Raw genomic sequence first — 25,700 nt, 5'->3', positions numbered from 1 at the left:
ACGACACGTTTCTTGTAGATTACCTTACCAAAGTGCGACCGATACGGCCGCCCTGTCCCATTATTATGTCATGCTTCGGCTACGCTCAGCATCCGCTGTGGGGTACCGGACATTAAAGTATAGAAGTTTTTAGGTGGCCCGCCCTGCAATGCAGTTCGGGCAGACCATGGCCCTTGGGCCGTGGAAAAACATCGACGATTTTAGGTGGCCATGGCGACGGGGCCCACCCCTTACCATTCCGAACAGGGAAGTTAAGCCCGTCTGCGCCGATGGTACTGCTACACCAAGTGGGAGAGTAGGCCGCCGCCTTTTTTTGAAGTCTCTCCATCTTACGATGGGGGACTTTTTTTTTGTGCCATATCCAACAAAAGGGCACGCCTATTGCGTGATTAATTCCTGCTTCCATGTCCACTGCACTTCGTTAGTGCCCATGGGCAGTCATTGAATAGGCCGCCGCCTTTTTTTGAAGTCCCCTCATCTTACGGTGAGGGGACTTTTTTTTGTGCCATATCCAACAAAAGGACACGCCTTCTGCGTGATCGGTTCCAGCATCCGTTCCTGCTTCGCTGCGCTTGCAGCAACGGGCTGTCATTAATTTATACATTGATCAATTGGTCAATTGATACATTTCTAAAGGGACCCATCTTCAGATCGTTCAATTTCCAAATCATCCAATTGATACATGGCTACATTGATTAATTTTCAATTGCTACATTTTCAAACCATCAAATTGTCCCATTATCAAATTGATCCATTGCTACTTTAAATTGTCATTTTCCTTTCAATCAAGCAATATTCAACACCTTCCTAAAATTAGTTTCAACAATATCTTTTGAGTAACCCATTTTTTAATATCTTGTCTCTCCTAAAATAATCAACACCATGAAAAATAGTTTTGCATATCTAATGAGCCTAGTATTCTGTCTAGGAATTTTAAATACAATAACAGGGCAAACAGGGAGAGACAAAAAGAATGATGGCTGGATTTCCTTGTTCAATGGTAAAAATTTGGATGGATGGAAAGTGGGGGAAAATGCGCATACCTTTTCCATTGAGGACGGGGCTATTAAAGTAGAAGGCCCAAAGGCACATTTGTTTTATGTAGGGGATGTAGAGAACCATGATTTCCACAATTTTGAATTTAAAGCCTCTGTGATGACCAAACCAGGCTCCAATTCCGGCATCTATATTCATACCCGTTATCAAGAGGCCAGTTGGCCTGTATATGGTTATGAGGTACAGGTAAACAATTCCCAAGGGGATTGGAAACGTACCGGTAGCCTATATGATATAGTAAATGTAATTGAAACCTATGTAGGGGATGATGAATGGTATACCGAATATATTAAAGTAGAAGGCAAAAGAATAATTATTAAAATAAATGACATTGTGGTAGTGGATTATACCGAACCTGAAAATCCTAAGCGTGATCCAGGGGACCGCCAGCATAGGGTATTAAAGGGAGGAACCTTTGCACTGCAGGGTCATGATCCTAAAAGTATTGTTTATTACAAGGATATTATGGTTAAACCTTTGCCTTAATGCAGAACAAGAATATAATAGGAATGCGCTTCTCCAAAATTTTATCCGTTATTGTTGGTTGCTTTACACTGGGCTTATTAATAGTTGGCTGCCAACAACAATCTGAAAACTTAATTCAAAAACCTAACGTAGTCTTTATACTCGTCGATGATTTGGGCTTGGTGGACCTTGGTATAACCGGCAGTAAATATTACGAGACCCCAAATATTGATAAATTGGCAAAAGATGGCATGGTGTTTACCCAAGGTTACGCTGCCAGCCGGGTTTGTAGTCCTTCTAGGGCCAGTATTATGACCGGCAAATTTACTGCTAGACACGGAATCACGGATTGGATAGGTGCTGCATCCGGTACGGCATGGCGTTCCCATAATCGTCACGATAAACTACTGCCTGCCGAATACGTACACAGTTTGCCAGCAAATGATGTGACCATAGCCGAGGCTATGAAGAAAGGGGGGTATAAAACTTTTTTTGCGGGTAAATGGCATTTGGGCTCGGAAGGATCTTATCCTGAGGATCATGGATTTGACATCAACAAAGGAGGTTGGGACAAAGGCAGTCCAATGGGAGGTTATTTTTCACCTTGGGACAATCCAGTGTTGCCTAATACAGTGGATGGAGAGAATCTTAGCATGCGCTTGGGTGTCGAAACCGCAGAATTCATCAAGCAGCACAAAGATTCCACTTTTTTCGCTTTTCTTTCGTTCTATGCGGTGCATGGTCCCATACAGACCACCCAGGAAAAATGGAAAAAATATAGGGACAAAGCGGAAGCATTGGGCATAGCCGAAAATGGTTATAAGATGGAGCGGGTCCTGCCTATCAGACAGGTACAGGATAACCCTATATATGCTGGGCTTGTGGAAAGTATGGACGATGCCGTTGGAGTGGTACTCCAGGCTTTGAAAGATACCGGACTTGAGGATAATACTATAGTGATATTTACTTCTGATAATGGTGGAGTAGCCTCGGGGGATTCCTTTTCTACCAGTAACCTCCCTTTAAGGGGTGGCAAAGGATATCAATGGGAAGGTGGTATTCGGGAACCTTATTTTATTAAGGTGCCTTGGCTTAAAAATGGAGGCTCGGAAAGCGACTTCCCTGTTATAGGTACTGATTTCTATCCAACTGTATTGGATTTTGCCAATATTGATGCTATATCCGAACAACATATAGATGGTATTAGTCTAAAACCGATCTTGGAGGGCAAAAAAATGGATGTGGTAAGACCGTTGTTTTGGCATTATCCCCATTATGGCAATCAAGGTGGTAACCCATCGTCAATTATTCGGGAGGAAAACTGGAAACTCATCCATTATTGGGAGGATGGAAGCGAAGAGCTTTATAACTTGGCCAATGATGCAGCAGAGCAGTCCAACGTGATTGAACAATATCCCGAAATCGCTAAAAAGTTAAGTAAAAAGCTTCATGGCTGGCTTAGTGAGGTAGGAGCCAATATGCCAACCAAGGACCCTGAATACAATGCCGAATTGGCTCAAAAGCGGCATAATAGAATTGTAAATGAAAGTTGGCCTGCTTTGGAAGCGCAACGTCTAGAATTCTTAGCCAAAGATTTTGAACCCAACGAAGATTGGTGGGGAAGCAAGGTAACGCGGGATTAGGAATAAGTTTTGGCAATGAAACAGGACTTTGCAATGCTAAATCATTGCCTGGAGGTATAATGTGCTATGGGTATGAAATATTTTAGTTAGGGTAAAAAGCGGTTTAAAAGTCTCTCCTCTAACCTTTGCCCATAGAGTGCCTAATGGGTTTTTCCATGCAGATTTTCAGGACATATAATGGGACCCGACTTTTTTCCTTGTTATGCAATAAAATAGGTACGGTCAATTTCTTAAGGGAAAACATATGAGGCTTCGGAAGGAATCTTCCGATAATATTCCCATGCCCGCACGTTGAGTTCAGGCGGGCAAGTTTTGTAGCATTCAAATTTCACTTATTGGGTGAAACGTAACCCCTCTCCTGCCTCTATAAATAACTTCAACCCAAAAAATGAGAACATGGTTTACCTCGACCATTGGTCGGATATCGCTCTTAGCTATGGTACATATACTATGCCTTTGGATTTTTATTCATGTTTTTATCTGACTTTTCCAAAGTGTGCCTGTGCGCTGGACTACATGTAAAAGGTTAAAAATCAAAAAATTAAATTTTATTATTCTAGAACGCATGTTCTGAGCAAATGATTGGGCGATATGAGCAAGATGTGGGGTGTGGTGGGAGACTATATTTGATTACACTCAATCCATGACCAGCTTAGTGTTAATAATATCGATGGTGCAACTATCCGTCCATTGAATTTTAAACGCCAACTAATGGTTACGGAAAAGTTGAATACCAACTAGAATTCTTGAATAACTTAAAAACTTTAAAATGAAAAGAAAGAATGAACCAGTGTGTGGTTTTAAACCTGCACAAAAGGTACTATGGACTACCTTTTTATGTTCCATGGTCATGTTTCTTGCAAATGCAAAAACGGATTTAAATGGGATTTTAACGCCTGTGGAATCCATATTGATTGGCGATGAGCTGCAAATGCAGATAAACGGATCCATTACGGATGCCGATGGTGTACCCTTGCCAGGGGCCAACATCATTGAAAAAGGAACCTCTAACGGTGTTACTGCAGATTTCGATGGTAATTTTGCCATTGAAGTATCCAATGAAAATGCAACCCTTGTAGTGTCTTATATTGGCTATGCCACTAAAGAAATTGCTCTTAATGGACAAACGACCATTGCTGTAAGTTTGGAAGAAAGTGCGGCAGGTTTGGATGAAGTGGTTCTGATAGGTTACGGAACCCAAAAGAAAAGTGATTTAACAGGAGCTGTAGGTTCTGTCTCCTCTGAAGAGCTTCAAGAGCGACCCGCAGCAAACCTTACGCAATCCTTATCGGGTAAAATGCCAGGAGTAAGTGTTTCTATCAATTCCGGTAGGCCAGGGGGGAAATCAAATATAAGAATCCGAGGAAACTCATCGGTAAGTCTTGCCAATGATCCTTTATACGTTGTAGATGGGGTTATACTGGTTTCAACGGGCCTTGCGGACAATAGTACGCCTATCGATTATATCAATCCTAATGATATTGCTTCGGTAGAAGTATTAAAAGATGCCTCGGCAACCGCCATTTATGGATCTAGAGGTGCCAATGGTGTAGTTTTGGTTACTACTAAAAGAGGAAGCAATACAGGTGGTAGAATCAGTTATGACAGTTACTATAGTTTGGGTACGCTCGCCAAAAAAGTTGGGGTACTTAATTCCGAGGAATTCTTAATGATCGAGGAGGTAGCCTACCAAAATGCAGAGAAATATGATGCTGTTGGCTTTGCGAACGGTAAATATACGGATCCTGCCTTAAAGCGGAACGATCCAAGATTGTTCGACGCCAACGGAGATCCAATTTATGATACAGACTGGCAGGATGAAGTTACAAGACCTGCATTTACCCAAAATCATCAATTATCTTTTACCGGAGGAAACGAGAAAGGTAGTTATGGAGCCTTTTTGGGTTATATGAACGAAGAGGGTATTATGAAGGATTCGTGGTTAAAGCGATATTCAGGGCGCTTTGTTTTTGACTCCAACATTAAGGATTGGTTAAAAGTGGGCGGTAGTTTAAGCTATAATAACCAAAACGAAAGAGTAATACATGCTTCATGGGTGGGAAGGAATATGATAGAAAATATTCCTATCATTCCCGTTAAATATCCTGATGGTACCTGGGCCAGTAATGCGGATTACCCTGGTATGGAAGGAGGTCCCAATCCGGTAAGGGTTGCAGAAGAATACAAGAGATACCTAAAAACCAATACTGTGCTGGGTAATATTTTTGCCAATATCACTTTGGCCAAAGGATTGGACCTAAGAACGTCTTTGGGGGTTAATAGTATCGACCAAAAAATTAATGAATATGCCGGTAGGGAACTAAGTTTTATAGGTACTAATACGAACGGCTATGCCACAAGGTCATTGAGCGAATATCTATCATGGCAGTTCGAAAATTATTTAACGTATCAGAAGGAGATTGCCGAGATTCATTCCTTAACAGGTTTATTGGGTATTTCATGGCAACATGTCAACAGTTCCACTTTCAGTGCTGGTTCACAAAATTTTTCGGATGATTTTTTCTCCTATGATAATTTGGGGGCAGGCTCTGTGGTACGTACGCCGAGTTCAAGTGCATATGCCTATGGACTTAATTCTTATTTTGGAAGAATAAACTACGGCTTGCTGAATAAATATTTACTTACGGTTACAGGGCGTGTAGATGGTTCATCAAAGTTTGGTGCTACCAATAAATACGCGTTCTTTCCTTCGGCGGCATTGGCATGGAAAGTGTCCGAAGAAAATTTCCTAAGGGAATCTTCGGCAATTTCAAATCTTAAATTACGTGCTAGTTATGGTGTTACCGGTAACTCGGAAATTCCGGCTTATGGTGCGCTTTCAGGTCTTGGAAACTATGCCTATGTAGTTAACAATGCCGTAGTAAATGGTATTGGTATAGACAGGTTGGCCAACCCCAACTTGCAATGGGAAAAAACTGAACAGGTAGATGCCGGTATAGAGCTGGGTCTTTTTAATGGCAGGGTTTCTATGGAGGCAGATGTGTATAGAAAGTTGACCACGGATATGCTTTTAAATTCCCCGGTACCAACCAGTAGTGGTTATGCTTCGGTATTTAGGAATATAGGTAGTATGGAAAATAAAGGATTCGAATATTCCTTGAATACAAAGAATATAATGACAACGGATTTCTCATGGGAAACCGATTTCAATATCGCCATGAACAAGAATAAAGTGGTTGCCCTGTCTGGAGGTAGTGACATATTCTCTAGCCGTACCATAATCAGGGAAGGGGAACCTGTAGGTTCGTTTTTCGGATTGGTTCACCTGGGAACTTGGGGAACCGATGAAGAGGCGGAAGCAGCTAAATATTTTAGGCTGCCAGGTGATGTGAAAATAGAGGACAGAAATAATGATGGGGTTATCAACCAGGCGGACCGTACAATAATAGGGAAAGGTATACCGGATGGATACGGTAGTTTTATCAATACCTTCCGTTATAAGAATTTTGAATTGTTGGTAGATCTTCAATTCCAGTATGGTAATGATATCATGTATATTACGACACGTCCACAAGAAAATCGCCAGGGTATTGCAAATAGCTTATCCACTGTACTGAATGGTTGGACCCCTGATAATCAGGATACACCAATTGCCCAGTGGAGACCAGTGTCCGCAGGTTATGATAACTTGGATACTTCCCATATGATCCAGGATGGGTCTTTTATTAGGGGCAGAAACCTTCTGTTGGGCTATAATTTTCCTTCCGAAATGACTGAAAAAATAAAACTCAATAGACTTAAGATATATACTTCTGCACAAAACTTCTTTGTTAGTACAAAATATCAAGGTTATGACCCTGAGGTGCAAACCAGCGACAATACTTTTGGACAAGGAGAGGTTAATTTTGATCAATATCCAAAACCTAGGGTATTTATGATCGGGTTGAATGCAACATTCTAATTTAAAAAAGACAAAAATGAAAAATTCTATAAAAACACGATTTGGGTTATTTACAATGGCCTTTTCACTATTCCTTAGCACAGGATGTTCCGATTTTCTTGAGGAATCAGATCCCACCAATATTACGGCTGAAAGTTATTTTGAGACTGCCGAGCATGCCGAATCGGCTGTTATTTCCATATATTCCAGTTTAAGATCGGTTAGAGGTGGTAGTTATGGTGGCAGCCCATGGCTAATGTTGGAATTTGCAACGGGACTTGCAGATAGTGATTTGGGACAGGCCGATAATAGCAATATTATTAGAAACCTGACCAATACCTCGGATAATGCGTATGGCAAAGCGTATTGGGACAGTAGTTATAAAGGAATTGCCAATGCCAATTTGGCCATTGCAAACATTCCGGAAATTGCTATGGACGAAGCCAAGAAAAATAGACTTATGGGTGAAGCCAGATTTTTAAGGGCCTATTATTACTATAACCTTGTCAGAATTTTTGGTTCCGTGCCGTTGATTACAGATCCTATTGATCTGGGCTCGGAAAATCTTTATGCATCTCCTGAATCTGTCGAGAATATTTATGCAGCCATTGAGGAAGATCTTACATTGGCAGAGGCTTCTGGATTGCCCATTAACGATACCACGGGAAAAGTTACTTTGGGTGCCGTTAAATCCCTATTGTCTAGTGTGTATCTTACCATGGCTGGCTATCCACTGCAAAAAGGGAATGAATATTATAAAAAGGCCGCGGACAAAGCTAAAGAAGTAATCGATTCGGATCAATATAGTCTATTTCCATCATATGCAGATCTTCACGATCCGGCCAGCAATAATATTGGCGAGAATATTTTTATGGTACAATATGAAGCTTTTGTAGATCCATCAAATTGGCAACCATTGATAATTCCTTATAATATGAATATCTCAGCGTATTCTGAGCAGACTGGTGCCATTTATGCAAATCAGAATTTTATACAGTCCTATGAAGCTGGTGACAAAAGGGTTGAAGAAAAGGAATTTTACTACACCACCTATACTTCAAAATTTGATAGGAACGAAACTGTTGTCCTGGGAGGCTACTTTTTATACAAACATTTTGATATTGTGGCCAATCTTGAAACGGCTAGTAGTGACCTTAATTGGGACTTAATTCGCTATGCGGAGGTACTTTTAATTTATGCCGAGGCCCAGAACGAGATTTCCGGTCCTACAATAGATACCGAAGAGGCCTTGAACAAAATCAGAAGAAGAGCCGAACTGGTTGAATATTCAGGACTTAGCAAAGAGCAATTTAGGGAAGCGGTTTGGAAAGAGAAATGGCACGAGTTGAGCTACGAAAATGTAACCTGGTTCGATATGGTCCGTCTAAGAAAGGCTTTGAACGTAACTACAGGAAACTTTGAGGATTTTGTTGGACATAAATTTGTTTATGGCCCTACCCTTACTGCCAGGGAATTATTGTTCCCTATTCCTACGGATGAATTGAGAAACAATGAAAACCTTGTACAGAACCCTGGATATTAGTTTAAGGATAATTTGATATTTTTAAGGTGGAAAACCCTAAATATGTCGACCTTAGGACTTTTGTTGGAGTAGGTCGCATTTAGCGGGGTTTTACAAGTTTCAAAATAGGAATTTAGGTTAAAATGAAATAGTATCATGAATGGGTAATATTTTCATAAAAAATAAAAAAAATGATAACTAAATTGTTCAAAAATAAATTAGGTTGGATTATGGTCATAGACAAATTGCGTCCGTTAGGTTCGCTGGTAGGATATTTTAAGGTTTTTGTTTTGGTAGCATTGGTGATACCAATAAGCTTAATGGCCCAAAGCCAAGAAAAGAAAAAACCCAATGTCATTATTGTAATTACAGACGATCAGGGTATGGGAGATTTGGGCTGCTATGGAAACCCATACATTAAGACACCTAACCTAGATGCATTTTATAAGGAGTCGGTGCGCTTTACCAATTTTCATGTGTCCACCACCTGTGCTCCTACAAGGGGAGCCATAATGACCGGTAGACATACCAATAGGATAAACGTATTCCATACCATAACCGGTCGTTCACTGCTGTTTGAGGACGAAGTAATTTTACCTCAAGTGTTGGCCCAAAATGGCTATACCAACGGAATGTTCGGGAAGTGGCATTTAGGGGATAATTATCCGTACCGCCCTGAAGATAGGGGTTTTCATGAGGTTGTTAGGCATGGTGGGGGAGGAATCACCCAAGGACCAGACTATTGGGGCAACGATTATTTTGACGATACTTATTGGCACAATGGGGAAACTCAAAAATACAAAGGTTACTGTACCGATGTCTTCTTTTCAGAAGCTATGGACTTTATAGAGGAAAATAAAAACGACCCATTTTTCTGTTACATTGCCACCAATGCTCCCCATGGCCCATTAAACCTTCCAAAGAAATATTTGGATATGTATAAGGGAGTAGATGGCCTTAAGGAGCAGTTTCAACGCTTTTATGGGATGATAACCAATATAGACGACAATTTTAAGTTGCTGGAAAAGAAGTTGGACGAGTTGAAGATAGCGGACAATACTATCTTGATCTTTATGACAGATAATGGTACTGCTGGTGGGCATCAAGTTTTCGATGCCGGTTTAAGAGGAGGTAAAGGGAGTGAATATGAAGGTGGACATAGGGTGCCCCTCTTCATTCGCTGGCCGGACGGACAACTTACCGGAGGTAAGGACATAGACAAACTGGCCGCAGCCTATGATTTGTTGCCTACTTTTGTAGACGTACTAGGCCTCGATTTCAATCCTGTGAAACCCTTGGATGGCACCAGTCTTAAGCCTTTGTTATATGATAACGCCGAAAATTGGCCCAATAGAACGCTGTATATAGATACCCAAAGACTTCAAAATTTGGTAAAATACAGAAAATACTCTGTTATGGATGACAACTGGAGGTTCGTTAACGGAACGGAACTTTATAACATGAACACGGATCGCAGTCAAACTAAGAATGTAATAGATCAACACCCCGAGGTGGTTGAAAAACTGGCAGAGGGTTACGAAAGATGGTGGCAGTCCTTTGTGGATGAAGGTGTTAACGAAAGATATGCCTACATAAAAGTAGGATCACTGCAAGAAAATCCTAGTCGAATTTCCGCGCACGATATGTTAACTGGGAAATTTAACGGTATGTGGCATCAATACGGGGCAGCAAGTGCAGTTCAGGCTACTGGAAGATGGAAGATAGAATTCGTGGAAGATGGGGAATACAAAATTAGCCTATGTAGATTTCCAAGGGAAAGTGGATTGGAAATTAACGCAACTTTCCCCGCACAGGAAAAAATAGTGGAGCTGGATAGGACAATGCCGGCAAGTGTAAAATCGGATTTTGAAAACGCTTATTTGTATGTTGCGGACGTAGAGCAATCTGCTAAAGTGGAAAAGGGACAGAAGGAAGTGTCCTTCACCGCCAAGGTTTCGGCAGGGAAATACGATATGGAAGCACAGCTAATAGATAAGGACAATAGGGTGCATCCGGCCTATTATGTTTATATTGAGAAATTATAATTGAAATCTATCGAAAAATCTAAAGGTCAATAAGAAATTGGGGGAAACGTTCTTACATAAATTGCGCAACTTTGTATTTATTTTTTGTTGGCTATTTTCAGCAAGCTTGTTTTTGGGTTGCGCAGAAGGGCGGAAAAAAAAGGAAACCAGTCCACCCGAAAACCCAACCCCCAACATCATCCTACTGATGGCCGATGACCAGGGTTGGGGAGATATAGCGTATAACGGCCATCCTCATCTTAAAACTCCTAATTTGGATGCCATGGCTGCCAATGGAGCTGTTTTTGAACGTTTCTATTCAGCTTCGGCCGTATGTTCCCCAACACGTGGAAGTGTAATGACGGGCAGGCATCCCCTTCGCTATGGAATTTGTCATGCCAACTGTGGCCATATAAAGCCAGAGGAAATTACCTTAGGGGAAATGGTCAAAGATTTGGGCTATACTACAGGGCATTTTGGTAAATGGCATTTGGGAACCCTGACACGCGATATTGTGGAAGCCAATAGGGGAGGAAGGGAAAAGTATGATGGGGATTATGCCCCGCCCTGGGATCATGGTTTCAATGTGAGTTTTGTGACGGAATCCAAGGTGCCTACTTGGGATCCCATGATCACCCCTCCACAATCCTCTGGAGACGTCAATGGGGCTTTAAAAGAAGGGCAGCCTTTCAATACCTCATACTGGACCGGTCCGGGCCAAATTGCCAAAGAAAATTTGGAAGGGGACGACTCCAGGGTAATTATGGACAGGGCCATACCCTTTATTGAAAATGCGGTAAAGACCAATAAACCATTTTTGAGTATTATTTGGTTCCATACCCCGCATTTGCCCGTGTTGGCAGGGGATGAAGACAGAACTCCGTATGCCCACCTTTCCGAAGACCAGCAACATTATTATGGCGTGTTAACCGCTTTGGACAAACAAGTGGGGAGACTACGGGATAAACTAAAGGAATTGGGCATTGAAGAAAATACCGTCCTCTTCTATACCAGTGACAATGGTCCCGAGGGAAAATCGGTGTCCGGACGCACCCAAGGCCTTACCAAAGGGCTCAAAGGGAGGAAAAGAAGTTTGTATGAGGGAGGAATCCGTGTACCTGGTATTATGGAGTGGCCAGGAATTATAAAATCGGGGACAACAGTGGATGTTCCTTGTTTTACATCCGACTATTATCCCACAATAGCCAATATTTTGGGAGTGGACCTTAGTAAAAATAAAAGGCCTTATGATGGTGTGGATATGTTGCCTATAGTAAAAGGTGAAGTAAAGCGTAGGACGGAACCCTTGGCCTTCGATTTTCAGGGCCAGGCTGCCTTAATAGACAATGAGTACAAGATTTATAGTAATGATAATGGAGAGCAATTTGCCCTTTATAATATAGAGAGTGATATGGGCGAAAATAGTAATCTGGCAAATGAGCAGCCCACAAAATTGAAAGAAATGGTTGCTTATTGGAATCAATGGAAGGATTCACAGGTGATGAGTGCTACTGGCAAGGATTATTGATTATTTTAGCGACTGCGCCATTAAAGAAAAACTGAGATTTAATTTTACATACCAAAAATAACCTATATGAGATTACTTTTTTGCTTACCCCTACTTAGTATTTTACTACTTGGATCCTGTAAACCATCCGGATCTGAAAAGGTCTCCGAGGTTGGAGACAAGCCCAATATTGTTTTTTTATTTGCCGATGACCAGACTTTTGAAAGTATTAGGGCCCTAGGTTTTGATGAGGTCCATACCCCAAATTTGGATCGTTTGGTAAATGGGGGTACTTCCTTTACCCATGCCTACAATATGGGAGGCTGGAACGGTGCCATTTGTGTGGCATCACGGGCTATGATCATTTCCGGTTCCTATATTTGGAACGCCAAGGAAAAAAGTGAACTATGGTCCAAGGGAGACACTACGGCGCTGAACCAAACATGGAGCCGCTTGATGCAAAATCAAGGTTATGATACTTATATGACAGGGAAATGGCATGTACAGGCACCTGCAGGTACTATATTTAACGATGCCAGACATATACGTCCCGGTATGCCGAAAGATCATGCCAATAAATTGGGCGCATCCATAAAGAAGTGGAAAGAGGAATCCGGGGACATGAAGGATTGGAACGACTATATGCCGCTGGGCTATGGCCGGCCAACGGGTCCGGACGATACGGAATGGCAACCTACAGACACCCTACAGGGAGGTTTTTGGGAAGGTGGTAAACATTGGAGCGAAGTGGTCCGTGATGACGCTCTCGCATTTATAGATTTGGCCACCAAGAAAGATGATCCCTTTTTTATGTACCTAGCTTTTAACGCAACCCATGATCCAAGGCAGGCACCCCAACGCTTTTTGGATATGTACCCCTTGGAAAATATTAAAGTGCCCGAAAATTTTTTACCGGAATATCCATATAAGGATGATATGGGCAATCAACCCGGTTTAAGGGATGAAGCCTTGGCCCCATTTCCAAGAACGGAATATGCGGTGAAAGTACACAGGCAGGAATATTATGCCCTGCTGAGCCATATGGACGAGCAGATAGGGATAATTTTGGATTCCTTGGAGGCTTCTGGAAAAATGGATAATACCTATATCTTTTTCGGTGCGGACCATGGTCTGTCTGTCGGACATCATGGCCTGATCGGGAAACAGAGCATGTTCGACCATAGTGTGCGAATTCCAATGATGGTGGTAGGTCCTGGCATTCCGAAGGGCAAAACTTTGGACCAGGATGTTTATCTACAGGACATCATGGCAACTTCCCTGGAATTGGCTGGTTTGGAGAAACCGGACTATGTGGAGTTCAACAGCTTCATGGATATTATTAAGGGGGAAAGACAGGAAAGCCATTACAATGGAATTTACGGTGCCTATATAGATGTACAACGTATGATACGAAAGGATGGGTTTAAACTTTTAATCTATCCAAAAATAGACAAGGTACTTTTGTTCGACTTGAAAAATGATCCTAACGAAATGAACGACCTGGCCGAAAGTCCAGAGTACAAGGAGAAGGTCAAAACCCTTTTTACAGACCTGTTGGAGCTTCAAAAAACAATGGATGATAAATTGGACCTTAGTGAACTTTATAATAAAATGTACAATTAAAGGAAATATATATTCATGTTGATACGAAGAATATTTTGTGCCAGTATACTTGTGTTTTTATTTGGTTGTGGCGATGCAGCTAAAACCAAGCCATCCGCGGACCAGCAGCCACCTAATATATTATTTATTTTGGTCGATGATCTGGGGAAGGAATGGATCAGCAGTTACGGTGCGGAGGATATTGAGACTCCAAATATAGATGCATTGGCCAAATCTGGCATTAAATTCAACAATGTATATTCCATGCCCCAATGTACTCCTTCAAGGGTCACTTTGCTCACTGGTCAATATCCGTTTAGACATGGATGGGTAAACCATTGGGACGTTCCACGTTGGGGCGGGAGTGCCCATTTTGATGAAACAGAGAACCCTACCTTGGTCAATGAATTGAGAAGGGCCGGATATAAGACCTGTGTAGCCGGTAAATGGCAGATCGACGATTTTCGGGTAGAACCGGATGCATTGGAGAAAGTTGGTTTTGATGAATATTGTATGTGGACGGGTTACGAGGCAGGCATCGAAGCCAGTGCTGAAAGATACTGGGACCCTTATGTTTTTACCAAAGAAGGCAGTAAGAGTTATCCAGGGGCATTTGGGCCGGATATTTTCCGTGATTTTATCATAGACTTTCTGAAAGAAAATAAGGAAAATCCCATGTTTGTCTATTACCCTATGGTATTGACCCATACTCCCTTGGTGAATACCCCGGACGAATCTGCAAACGATAATTTGGGCAAACACAAGGCCATGGTTCGTTATACCGATAAGATCGTGGGTCAATTGGTAGATGCTTTAAAACAAAATGGTTTGTTGGAAAATACGTTGATCGTCTTTACAACAGACAATGGCACCACTCAGTCCATAACCGGTACTTATAATGGTGAAAAGGTAAAAGGCGGTAAGTCCACTACTTTGGAAGCGGGAATCTGTGAACCATTTTTGGTAAGTTGGCCTGGACATATAAAAGCGGATCAGGAATCAAATGCGCTTATCGATTTTACGGATGTCCTTCCAACCTTTTTGGATCTCGCCGGGGTTAATTCAAAGGATAAATGGACAGATGTCAATGCCTCGCATATTATAGATGGCAAGTCTTTTGCGAAGGTTTTGTTGGAGGGTGACGAGGCTTCGCAGCGTAAATGGATATTAGGCATGGGTGGTGGAAACTTTGCGCGCCTCACGGAAAATGGAGTAGAAAATCAATATAAATTTAGGGATAGGGTTCTTCGGGACCAAAAATTTAAATTATATATTGATTCCAAGGGTGAGCCGGAAAAGTTCTTTGATGTGGTCAACGATCCTTTTGAGCGTCATGACCTAAAGGACAGTCTAAATACTCCCGAAAGGAAAAATAGTTATAACGCTCTTTTGGAAGTGGTCCTTTTTTTTCCAAAGGAGGATAGTGATCCTAGGTACAAAAATAATCCAGTTCAGGATTGGGACGTAAAGGTTACTGCCGAAAGTGGTACGTGGAAAATGTGATGCCTCCCAGGTGTCCTTTTCACTAATTGCAATAGCACTCATTTTTGGGAATACTGCGTGTCTTTTCGGTCAATTGGGCCAATTCTTATTTTGGAATATTATGGGTGCATTTTGAGTTATGTGCCTATGTGGGTCGCTTGCAATATTTAAGGTCATTAAGGTGCAATCTCTTGCATTATAAGTATTTTGGAACTTAGTTCCATTCGGTCCACTCCTTTCACTTCCAGCACAATCTGATAATATTTTGGAAGTTTTCCGTATTTTTTAATTAAGGCCGATTCCAGCTCCATAAGAAGTTTTGGTGAGGTAAAATATTTTAAGCTCTGAGAAGCTGCGGTATCCCATATTCCACCAAATAAATAAATGTTGTTATTATTAGGCCCTGGCACTTTGGTGATAAAACCGTAATCTGTATGATGTCCATTGGGGTCGCCGTATGGCCGGAAAACTGTTTCGCTTCCTTCTTGGTCGTTGCGGTAAACTATACTTTGATCCTGATTGTTATAGAATAAGGCAGGACTATCCAAGTAGTCTCTAAATAGTCCAAAAGTTTTCATCATCCCTATAACTATAAAGTTGTTGTCCGGGAGTTCTTTCGGATTAAAGCGTACCATATTTCGAATTGTAAAATCACTGCGGTTATGGGAAAATATTCCGCTAAGATCTTTGATCCACAATGCACTATTGTATATAAGTAAACTGTAGCTTAAAGGCTCGTGGATTAGATTGGATTCGGACTGCTCCATGATAAAGTTGTCATAGTCCTCCAAAGAATTGATAAAGGGATCTCTAATTATTTTTTGCTCCCCTGTTTTGGTATTCTCCTCTTGGTATATAAAGAGGTCCCCCAGTAAGACCATTAGTGGCTTTTGGTTCATTAATAAGTCCTTCCATAAGCCATTCTCGTTTATAGGGTTGATTCTGTGTTTACTGGGATACAGCAAAATATTATATGTCAGGGATAGGATTAAAAATATAAATAGAGTTAAAGTAATGGTCTTGGATCGGGAATAGGATTCCTTCGGCGCCAATATTTTTTTTTCTACAAACCTAACTTCGTAACTACCCTTGGGAATCTGAAGAATTACCGTATCATCTTTTCCTTCCTTAGCGTAATACTTGGTAAGTTTTTTGCGAAGGTTGTAAATATAAACCCTTACCAAGGTGCTCTGGGACGGGTCAAAATTGGGTTTTCCAAGTATTTCGGCAGCAATAGTGGTTTCCTTAGGGATGTCTTCTTGCTGGGTGCTGGCTACTAAATATAGCAGTAGGTTGGCATAGGTATTGGAATGTCCAAACGATTTACTGTTTATTATTTTCGCAATTATTTTATCGTATACGTTACTATTTTCCATTGATTATGCAAAAAACATAAAGATAATCAATAAGTATTAACTGTTAACAAAACAGTTCATTAACCTATTAACAGTTAAAACGGTTATATATATTTGTTTTGGACAAGAGTTTATGGATTAATCTGCCTTTGGCGACAAAGAGTGAAGTTTGTCTGTAGATTTAAAGTTTAAAATGTTTGGACTGGACTGGTTGGGGAGGATTGGCATTTGGTCTATTAAAGAGAATAATGTTATGGTGTCTAGTGTCCTAGAATAACCAATTGATTAAAAACCAATAAATATATTCATGAAGCATTATACCGTATATTTTATTATCAATATGGCATTGGTTCTTAGTGGCTGTGGATGGAGTGCTCCAGAGGAGGTAGAGCTGGCACTTTCGCAGACACCGGATATAATTGATTTTAACTATCATGTGAAACCTATTCTTTCGGATAAATGTTTTGCATGCCACGGCCCGGATACCGAAAATCAAAAATCCGATCTACGACTTGATATTTCTGAAAGTGCATTGGCGCCGCACGGCGATTCCAAGAATTTGGCTATCGTACCTGGTAAACCTGGAGCAAGCGATCTAATTAAACGTATACTTTCTGATAATCCTTCGGAAAAAATGCCCCCGCCAGAGTCTAATTTGTCCTTGACAATTAAGGAAATTGCCATTTTGGCCAAATGGATTGAGCAGGGAGCCGAATATAAGCCTCATTGGTCTTTTATAAAACCTGTTAAGCCCGACATGCCTTTGATAAATGATTCGAATTGGGCAAAAAATGAACTGGACCATTTTATTCTGGAAAGGCTGCAAAAGGAAAGGCTTAATCCGTCAGATAGGGCATCAAAAGAGACTTTGATTCGGCGACTAAGTTTTGATTTAACAGGGCTTCCTCCCAGCTTGGAGCAAATCGAAAGTTTTGTAAAGGATACTTCAGAGGCTGCATATGAAAAGCTGGTGGATAGGCTATTGCAGAGTCCTACTTATGGAGAACGAATGGCGGCCGATTGGATGGACGTGGCACGTTATGCAGAGAGTGACGGGTATCTGGATGATAAGCACAGGGATTTTAGTGCATACCGCGATTGGGTGATTAAGTCTTTTAACGAGAATATGTCGTATAAAGAATTTTCTACCATGCAGTTGGCGGGTGACCTCTTGCCAGAACCCACTAAGGAAAGCATTTTGGCAACGGCATTTAATAGGTTGCATAAAAGGAATTCTGAGGCTGGAATTATTTTTGAAGAGTATCGTGTTGAATATGTTGCGGATCGCGTACTCAGTGTGGGTAAGGCTTTTATGGGTCTTAGTATGGAATGCGCAAGATGTCATGATCATAAGTACGACCCCATAAGTCAGAAAAATTACTATGAGATGTCCGCTTTTTTTAATAGTACCAATGAATTTGGTTCCGCTGTTTACGGTCCCGGTCAAGTTCCTGGACCTTCACTTCTTTTAACCGACAAGGAAGCGGATAAGGTATTGGCCTATATTGATGGCGATATTAATAGTGCGGAGAATAAACTTAGGTTGCCAAAAATGGCGGAACCTAAGGGGTTCGAAAAGTGGGCGGGGAATCCGTCCGCAATAAGAAAGTCCATAGAAAATAGTTATTCCAAAAGTCTCAAGGCCCATTATCCTTTTGATGCTTTCGTGGAAAAAGGAAATAAAAAATACATTAGTCCAAGTAAGGTAGTTAATTCTGGTCCTGCATTGATTAATGAACCTAATATAAAAAAGACGGCCAAAAACAATGGCGTATTCTTGAATGATTTTACATCTATAAGCTTGCCAGAGAAGGTGGGATGGTTTGATCAAACAGATCCCTTTTCCATTTCCTTGAGTATTTACCCAGATACCCAATATGAAGAAGCTGCCCTATTTTATCATTGTGAAGACTTACGATTGGGGTTAAAAGGGTATTCTATGTTTTTGGAAAACAATCGTCCAAAATTTATCATGGCTTTTTCTTGGCCAACAAATGCAATCCAAATTAAGGCCAAAGAGGAAATACCGGTAAAGGAATGGACAAATATTGCAGTTACCTACGATGGATTGGGAAAAGCAAGTGGACTTCATATGTATTTAAATGGCAAAGAAATACCGGTAGATGTAGAAATAGACCATCTTTATAAATCCATACTGTATAAGCCTGATTTGCATACCTATGGATTCAACGGTTTCGGAATTGGGATCAGGAATCATATGAAGACCTTTATAAATGGAGGAATTGATGAGCTTAAAATACATAATTCCGAACTTTCCGCATTGGAAGTTAGTTATGGTTATGATTCCAATACTGTATCAGCAATTATAAATAACAGTACCGTCTCCGATAATAGATCCATTTTAAAATCGCATTATGACTTGCGTGAAAATAGTACCCTTGAGGAGGTAAAGGAAAACATTAGGGAGTTAAACAGGAGGAAAAACAAGGTAATTGATACTGTATCTGAAATTATGGTCATGGGCGATTTGCCCGAACCGCGCCCTACCTATGTTTTGGATAGAGGGGTTTACGATGCCCGTGGGGCTATAGTATACCCCGATGTTCCGGAGGTAGTACTTTCCTTTAAAGATAGTCTGCCCAAGAATAGACTAGGCCTAGCCAAGTGGTTGTTTAATAAGGATAATCCGCTCACTGCCAGGGTATTTGTAAATAGGTTGTGGCAGATGCATTTTGGGACAGGATTGGTTTCGTCGTCCGATGATTTTGGTAATCAGGGTAATTTGCCGTCCCATCCAAAATTGTTGGATTGGTTGGCAGTTAAATTTATGGAATCTGGATGGGATATAAAGGCTATGAACAAATTGATTGTAATGTCGGCTACCTATCAGCAAAGTTCTAAACTAACACCCAAACTACTAGAAAGGGATAAGGAAAATGTATTGCTGGCAAGGGGGCCAAGTTTTCGGATGACTGCCGAAATGGTTCGGGACAATGCGCTGGCCATAAGTGGCCTTTTATCCCCCAAAATTGGTGGTCCAAGCGTTTACCCATATCAGCCAGAGGGCCTTTGGGACGAAATAAGCAACAAACCATGGCGATATAAATATCTACAGGTACCGGGGGAAGGGCTTTATAGAAGGAGTTTGTATACCATATGGAAAAGAACATCGGGTCCGCCATCCATGTTGATTTTTGATGTGGGTGAAAGAGGGGTCTGTACCGTAAAACGGAGGCAGACCAGTACACCATTACAGGCATTGGTACTTCTTAATGACCCCCAATATTTGGAAGCTTCTCGCGTAGTGGCTGAAAATTTAATTGCAGATTATAGTGGGAATGTGGATGTCCTATTGCAAAAGGCATTTGTTCTGTGCACTGGTAGAAATCCCAATGAAATTGAATTGGAGGTTTTACGTAAATTCCATAAGGAGGAATTGCAACGTTTTTCCAAGGCGAAAGAGGATGCAATAGCCTATACCAGTATAGGGAGTTCCAAAGTAAGAGCAAGTGCGGATCCGGTAATGTTGGCCGCTTTGGCTACTGTAGTAAACGGGGTGATGAATACATATGAAGGTTATACGATTAGATAGATATTTAATATGGAAGATTTTAAAAAGCACATGGAATTTATGGAAACCCGTAGGGGTTTTTTAAAGAAATCTGCACTAGGGTTTGGCTCTGTAGCACTTGCCAGTTTGTTGGGTCCGTCATCCTTGTATGGGAATGACCTTTTGGGGAGCAGACCGCAAAATATTTTGGGTGGGTCATTGGGTGGCACCCATTTTCCGGCCAAGGCTAAAAGAGTAATTTATCTTTTTCAAAGTGGAGGACCATCACAATTGGAAACCTTTGACTATAAACCTGAATTGGCAAAATGGCACGGAAAGGAAATACCTCCATCAGTCCAGGGAACCCAACGTAATTCTGGTATGGTGTCTAGTCAATCTACTTTTCCTTTGGTTAAATCTATATATGATTTCAAGCAATACGGACAATCTGGAGCATGGGTTAGCGAGATTTTTCCTTACACCGCACAGGTAGTGGATGATCTGTGCATCATTAACTCTATGCGTACCGATGCCATAAACCATGAACCTGCTGTAATGTTTCTACAAACAGGGAGTCAGCAAAGTGGACGGCCGTCAATAGGTTCCTGGCTTAGCTACGGTTTGGCCAGTGACAATAAAAATCTTCCGAATTTTGTAGTCCTATTGTCCAAGGGGGGTGGGGCGCAACCCTTGAGTTCAGCCGCTTGGGGCAATGGCTTTTTGCCATCCCATCACCAAGGAGTTCAATTCAGGTCAGGTAAGGATCCGGTACTTTATTTGAACAACCCACATGGAGTCCATGATGAAGATAGAAGAAGGGCTTTGGATTACGTTTCACAATTAAATAACCATCAGTTTGATGTTTGGAAGGACCCGGAGATACAATCCAAAATCAATCAGTATGAAATGGCGTATAAGATGCAAAACTCCGTACCCGATGCAGTGGATACCAAAGAGGAACCCGATTATATTTATAAATTATATGGGGAGGATGCTAAAATACCCGGCACTTACGCAGCCAATTGTTTGCAGGCCAGACGCTTGGCGGAAAGGGATGTAAAATTTATACAGTTGTACCATATGGGTTGGGATCAACATGGCGGACTACCCGGTGGGATTAAAAAACAGGCCCTGGGCACGGATCAGGCCACTGCCGGTTTGATCAAGGATTTAAAACAAAGAGGTTTGTTGGAGGACACCCTTGTGGTATGGGGCGGAGAATTTGGCCGGACCAGTTTTTCCCAAGGTAGATTAACAGCGGATAATTATGGAAGGGACCATCATCCAGGCTGTTTTACGATGTGGATGGCCGGGGCAGGGGTCAAGGCCGGCATGGTTTATGGTAAAACTGACGAATTTAGCTATAACGTAGTACAGGATGAAGTTCATGTTCATGACTTTCAGGCCACCTTGCTTCATCTTTTGGGGATAGATCATGAGAAACTTACTTTTAAGCACCAAGGGAGAAGATATAGATTAACGGACGTTCATGGCCATGTGGTCAAAGACATTCTTTCATAAAATTGGTCATTATGATTTCTAGAAGGAAATTTGTTGAAAAGTCCGCGATGGGGGGAGGTGCGTTATTGGCATCAGCGGTAGTTCCCTTTCAAATAATGCCATCAAAACCCAAACTTCATGAGCAAATTTTGGGACATGGCGATTTTAAATATAAAGTGGAAACACAATGGGGTAATTTGGATCCCAAGGTCTACCCCGTAAATAATTGCCATGAAATGGTCATGGATAAAAATGGCAGGCTTTTATTGTTGACCGATCATCCCAAGAACAATATGTTGATCTATGATAGATCTGGGAAATTGTTGTGTAGTTGGACTTTGAATTTACCCAGTGCCCATGGTCTTAGCATTCATGATGAAGGTGGCTATGAATATCTATATATAACAGATCCTGGTAGTGGAAGGGTGGTCAAAAGTACTCTGGAGGGTCGGGTCGTTTTTGAAATTGAGTCTCCCAATAATATTGGAGCTTATGACGGGAAGATGCCATTTAGGCCTACGGAAACCGCAATTGGTCCAAATGGAGACATTTATGTGGCGGACGGATATGGTTCCCAATATATATTGCAATATGACGCAAAGGGCAAGTTTATACGAAAATTTGGGGGTGACAGTTTTTTGCAGCCGGACAAGTTTAAACAAGTGCATGGGGTAGCCGTGGATGCTAGAGATCCCAATAATCCTACTTTGTTGTGTACTGCCCGAATAAAAAATTCCTTTAAAAGATTTAGTTTGGATGGGAAATATCTGGAAACCTATTATTTGCCTGGGGCCTTTATAAGTAGGCCTGTCATAGATGGTGATAATATTTACTCAGGAGTCTGTTTCGGAATGGAAAAGGATAACTACAACTTAGCTTTAAATAAGGGGTTTATTACTATTTTAAACAAGGAAAACAAGGTGGTGTCCAACCCAGGAGGTACCAAACCGAGATATAAAAAAGGAAAACTTAAGTTGATGTTACAGGATCAAACGGTTTTTAAGAACTGTCATGATGTATGCGTGGATGGGGATAAGAATTTATATGTATGTCAATGGAACGCCAATGGAGTTTACCCGTATAAATTACATAGAATTTAAATAATGGGAAATACTGTTGAGGTGTCGGATTGGATTATTTTTATTGGAAGGTTCCACCCCCTAATGGTCCACCTTCCCATTGGAATTATTTTTGCTGGGATTTCTATGTATTTTCTAGCAAGGAAAAAGAAATTTTCACAAATGAAGAGTGCAATTCCCTTTTTAATGGGTGCAGGGGCAGTTAGCGCGGTTCTATCCTGTATATTTGGTTATTTGTTGTCTTTTCAAGGGGGCTACGACAATGAGGCCCTCAATGCCCATCAATGGATGGGTATGGCGCTGGCTATTTTCGCCGTGCTGGCCTATGTCTCCGTGGTATGGAAAAAAACAAAAAGGATTGTGGTGTTACAGTCTGGGCTGATGGTATTTCTTCTGGTGGGACTAGTATATACTGGTCATTTGGGCGGTAACTTAACCCATGGGACCTCATATCTTACCCAATACTCCCCTGATCCGGTACGAAAGTTGGTTGGACTTCCTCCCAAACCCGTAAAAAGACCCCCGGTAACGTTATTGGATTCTGCAGATATATTTTTGGATGTTGTTTCCCCAATGTTATCTGATTATTGCGTAAGTTGTCATAACCCAGGTAAGTCTAAGGGTGATCTAATTCTTTCCACTTATGAGCGTATCCTAAAAGGAGGGGAAAACGGACCAGGTGTAGTTGGTGGGAATTTGGCTAAAAGTGAACTTTTTAGAAGAGTAAGCCTTTCAGAGCATCACGACGATTTTATGCCACCAGAAGGTAAAAAACCACTTTCCGTGGAGCAGAAAAAATTATTGGAATTATGGATAATGAAGGGTGCTCCGGATAAGGGGCAAATGGGCAATTTTGAAATCGATAGGGATTATTTGTTGGCAGCGAATAAAGTCCTTGGATTGGAGGGACAGGGGAACAATTCTTTGGCAAAGAGGGTGGAACCCGCTGATTCTTCGGTTGTGGCTTCCTTGAATGCCAAAGGTTACCTCATTAGGACAATCAGTGGTGGGAGTAATTTGTTGGATGTCAGTTTTTTGTCCAATGGAAACAAGGAAAGTGTAAATATCGAAGAGTTGTTACCAATAAAAGATCAAATCGTATATTTAAGTTTGGGTAACCTAAACCTAAGGGATGAAGATCTTGAAGTTATTGGGCAGTTTGAAAATATGGTTAGATTAAATATTCACTCCAATCCTATTACCGATGATGGCATATCTTTTTTAGGGAGACTTGAGAATTTAGAGGTTCTAAACCTGTATGGGACCAAAATAGGGGATATTGGATTGGAAGGACTGGTATTGTTGCAGAAATTAAGTCGTATTTACTTATGGAATACACAGGTTACTCCGGAAAAAGTGGGAAACCTAAAAGCAAAACACCCCGATTTAGAGATTAACATGGGCGAGGTTTCTTCCTAAATTTCACATGGGAAATTTTATCTATCTCGTATGTAGCTTCCTTTGATTATTTTGGAAAAGTCGGGGCTATGGTCTGTTAGTCTTATTTCTTGGTCAAAAAAAATCCAACCCATTTACCGGGTTGGATTTTTTTTATCTATTCTGGTCTACAAAAAATATGTTAAACCCTTGGAAGGTCTCCCTCTCCTTTTAGCGGTAAGTATGAAGTTCCCATAAGATAGGTATCCACATGGTACGCTGCTTGTCTACCTTCAGAAATGGCCCAAACTATTAAGGATTGTCCTCTTCTTTGATCACCGGCTACAAATACACCGGGAACGTTGGTCTTATAATCCGCTTCACTGGCTTTAATGTTGGTACGGGCATCGGCCTCGAGGCCCAATTGCTCGGCAATAGTCATTTCGGAACCTGTAAAGCCCATGGCCAATAGTGCCAATTCGCACTTCCATTCCTTTTCGGTACCCGGAACCTCCTTAAGTATTGGTCGTTGGCCTGGTTGTGTAATCCACTCTACTTCAGAAGTAATAAGTCCTTTTAAATTACCATTTTTATCACCAATGAATTTTTTAGTGGAAATACTAAAAAACCGCTCTACACCTTCCTTGTGGGATGAACTTGTTCTCAAACGCATGGGCCAAAATGGCCATGGTTGATCCTCTGGACGTCCTACGGGAGGTTTTCCCAATATTTCAAAGTTGGATACAGAAGTAGCTCCGTGTCTAATGGAGGTTCCAATACAGTCAGATCCCGTATCTCCCCCGCCTATTACTATAACGTTCTTACCTGTAGCCTTTATTTCCTCGCCAAGGTCTGTAATACCGTCTACTCGTTTATTGTTTTGTTTTAAGAAGTCCATAGCCTGAACTACTCCTTTAAGGTCGGCTCCTTCTATAGGTAGTCCTCTTCTAACGGTAGCACCACCAGAAAGTACAATGGCATCAAATTGATCTTTGAGTTCTGTAGCCAAAACATCAACACCCACATGAACCCCGGTCTTAATTATGATACCTTCTTCCTCTAAAATCTTAACCCTTCTATCAATGATATTTTTTTCCATCTTGAAATCAGGAATGCCATATCGTAAAAGGCCCCCAACTTTTTCATCCCTTTCAAAAAGAGTTACTAGGTGCCCAGCTCTATTCAACTGTTGGGCCGCTGCTAGTCCGGCAGGTCCCGATCCAATAACGGCAACTGTTTTTCCAGTTCTGCTAGCAGGTGGTTCAGCTACTACCCAACCTTTTTTGAAGGCTGTTTCAACAATGTTTTTCTCAATGTTCTCTATAGTTACCGGATCTTCATTTATTCCTAGTACACAGGCTTCCTCGCAAGGAGCGGGACAAAGCCTCCCGGTAAATTCAGGGAAGTTGTTGGTAGAATGTAATATTTCTGCTGCTTTTTCCCACTTTCCAAGGTAAACTGCGTCGTTGAAATCGGGTATTAAATTCCCTAACGGACAACCACTATGACAAAATGGAATACCACAGTCCATACATCTGGCACCTTGATCCTTTAGCTCCTTTTCTTTCATAGGGAGCGTAAACTCTTTATAGTTTTTTACCCTATCCTCTACTGGAGCGTATTCTTCTACTTTTCTATCGAATTCCAAAAATCCTGTTATCTTTCCCATATTTCGA

The 25,700-nt window shown here is 41.3% G+C and carries 14 protein-coding genes and 1 rRNA gene; 13 read left to right on the top strand and 2 right to left on the bottom strand.

The window, feature by feature from the left end; genetic code table 11:
• Window positions 1-200: 200 nt before the first annotated feature.
• The 9 genes from rrf (at window position 201) to BUA60_RS22230 (ending at window position 15,223) form a co-directional block, all read left to right on the top strand.
• Window positions 201-312, top strand: a 5S ribosomal RNA gene (gene rrf, locus BUA60_RS22275).
• 570 nt (window positions 313-882) lie between these two features.
• A complete protein-coding gene (locus tag BUA60_RS22265) occupies window positions 883-1,542 on the top strand; it encodes a 3-keto-disaccharide hydrolase (RefSeq protein ID WP_072865705.1) in 660 nt (219 codons plus the stop codon).
• Window positions 1,542-3,164 (top strand): sulfatase, encoded by a 1,623-nt coding sequence (locus BUA60_RS22260; protein ID WP_245802606.1) that lies wholly within the window; start codon window positions 1,542-1,544, stop codon window positions 3,162-3,164. Before BUA60_RS22265 ends, BUA60_RS22260 begins: the two co-directional genes overlap by 1 nt.
• A 769-nt stretch (window positions 3,165-3,933) precedes the next feature.
• Entirely contained in the window at window positions 3,934-7,086 is a 3,153-nt protein-coding gene (locus tag BUA60_RS22255) for a SusC/RagA family TonB-linked outer membrane protein (protein ID WP_084532728.1), read from the top strand.
• A 16-nt stretch (window positions 7,087-7,102) separates the two neighbouring features.
• Window positions 7,103-8,608, top strand: coding sequence for a RagB/SusD family nutrient uptake outer membrane protein (locus BUA60_RS22250; protein WP_072865712.1), 1,506 nt, complete (start codon window positions 7,103-7,105; stop codon window positions 8,606-8,608).
• A 170-nt stretch (window positions 8,609-8,778) separates the two neighbouring features.
• The gene (locus BUA60_RS22245) at window positions 8,779-10,632 is read left to right on the top strand and encodes an arylsulfatase (RefSeq protein ID WP_084532727.1); all 1,854 of its coding nucleotides are present in this window, start codon (window positions 8,779-8,781) and stop codon (window positions 10,630-10,632) included.
• Between the two features lie 37 nt (window positions 10,633-10,669).
• Window positions 10,670-12,139: a sulfatase family protein gene (locus BUA60_RS22240; protein WP_317043228.1), complete on the top strand. Its 1,470-nt coding sequence runs from the start codon at window positions 10,670-10,672 to the stop codon at window positions 12,137-12,139.
• Window positions 12,140-12,205: 66 nt separating this feature from the next.
• Window positions 12,206-13,741, top strand: a complete 1,536-nt coding sequence (locus BUA60_RS22235) for a sulfatase family protein (protein WP_072865701.1) — start codon at window positions 12,206-12,208, stop codon at window positions 13,739-13,741.
• A gap of 15 nt (window positions 13,742-13,756) precedes the next feature.
• Window positions 13,757-15,223 (top strand): sulfatase family protein, encoded by a 1,467-nt coding sequence (locus tag BUA60_RS22230; protein ID WP_072865699.1) that lies wholly within the window; start codon window positions 13,757-13,759, stop codon window positions 15,221-15,223.
• 155 nt (window positions 15,224-15,378) lie between these two features.
• Here the strand turns inward: BUA60_RS22230 and BUA60_RS22225 are convergent, their stop codons facing one another.
• Complete coding sequence (locus BUA60_RS22225) at window positions 15,379-16,578, bottom strand: hypothetical protein (RefSeq protein WP_072865697.1); 1,200 nt, start codon at window positions 16,576-16,578, stop codon at window positions 15,379-15,381.
• 286 nt (window positions 16,579-16,864) lie between these two features.
• Between BUA60_RS22225 and BUA60_RS22220 the strand changes: the two genes are divergently transcribed.
• From BUA60_RS22220 to BUA60_RS22205, 4 genes are read left to right on the top strand one after another with little or no spacing between them, the layout of a single operon-like run.
• Entirely contained in the window at window positions 16,865-20,110 is a 3,246-nt protein-coding gene (locus BUA60_RS22220) for a DUF1553 domain-containing protein (RefSeq protein ID WP_072865695.1), read from the top strand.
• 9 nt (window positions 20,111-20,119) lie between these two features.
• The gene (locus BUA60_RS22215) at window positions 20,120-21,589 is read left to right on the top strand and encodes a DUF1501 domain-containing protein (RefSeq protein WP_072865693.1); all 1,470 of its coding nucleotides are present in this window, start codon (window positions 20,120-20,122) and stop codon (window positions 21,587-21,589) included.
• Window positions 21,590-21,600: 11 nt separating this feature from the next.
• Window positions 21,601-22,668: a twin-arginine translocation signal domain-containing protein gene (locus BUA60_RS22210; RefSeq protein WP_072865691.1), complete on the top strand. Its 1,068-nt coding sequence runs from the start codon at window positions 21,601-21,603 to the stop codon at window positions 22,666-22,668.
• 3 nt (window positions 22,669-22,671) lie between these two features.
• Window positions 22,672-24,066: a c-type cytochrome domain-containing protein gene (locus tag BUA60_RS22205; protein WP_072865688.1), complete on the top strand. Its 1,395-nt coding sequence runs from the start codon at window positions 22,672-22,674 to the stop codon at window positions 24,064-24,066.
• A 160-nt stretch (window positions 24,067-24,226) separates the two neighbouring features.
• Here the strand turns inward: BUA60_RS22205 and BUA60_RS22200 are convergent, their stop codons facing one another.
• Complete coding sequence (locus BUA60_RS22200; protein ID WP_072865686.1) at window positions 24,227-25,693, bottom strand: glutamate synthase subunit beta; 1,467 nt, start codon at window positions 25,691-25,693, stop codon at window positions 24,227-24,229.
• Window positions 25,694-25,700: the final 7 nt, after the last annotated feature.

Source organism: Arenibacter palladensis (genome assembly GCF_900129275.1).
Taxonomy (GTDB): domain Bacteria; phylum Bacteroidota; class Bacteroidia; order Flavobacteriales; family Flavobacteriaceae; genus Arenibacter; species Arenibacter palladensis.
The sequence above is the reverse complement of the archived record's forward strand: the minus strand, read 5'-3'. Positions and strand labels throughout refer to the sequence as shown.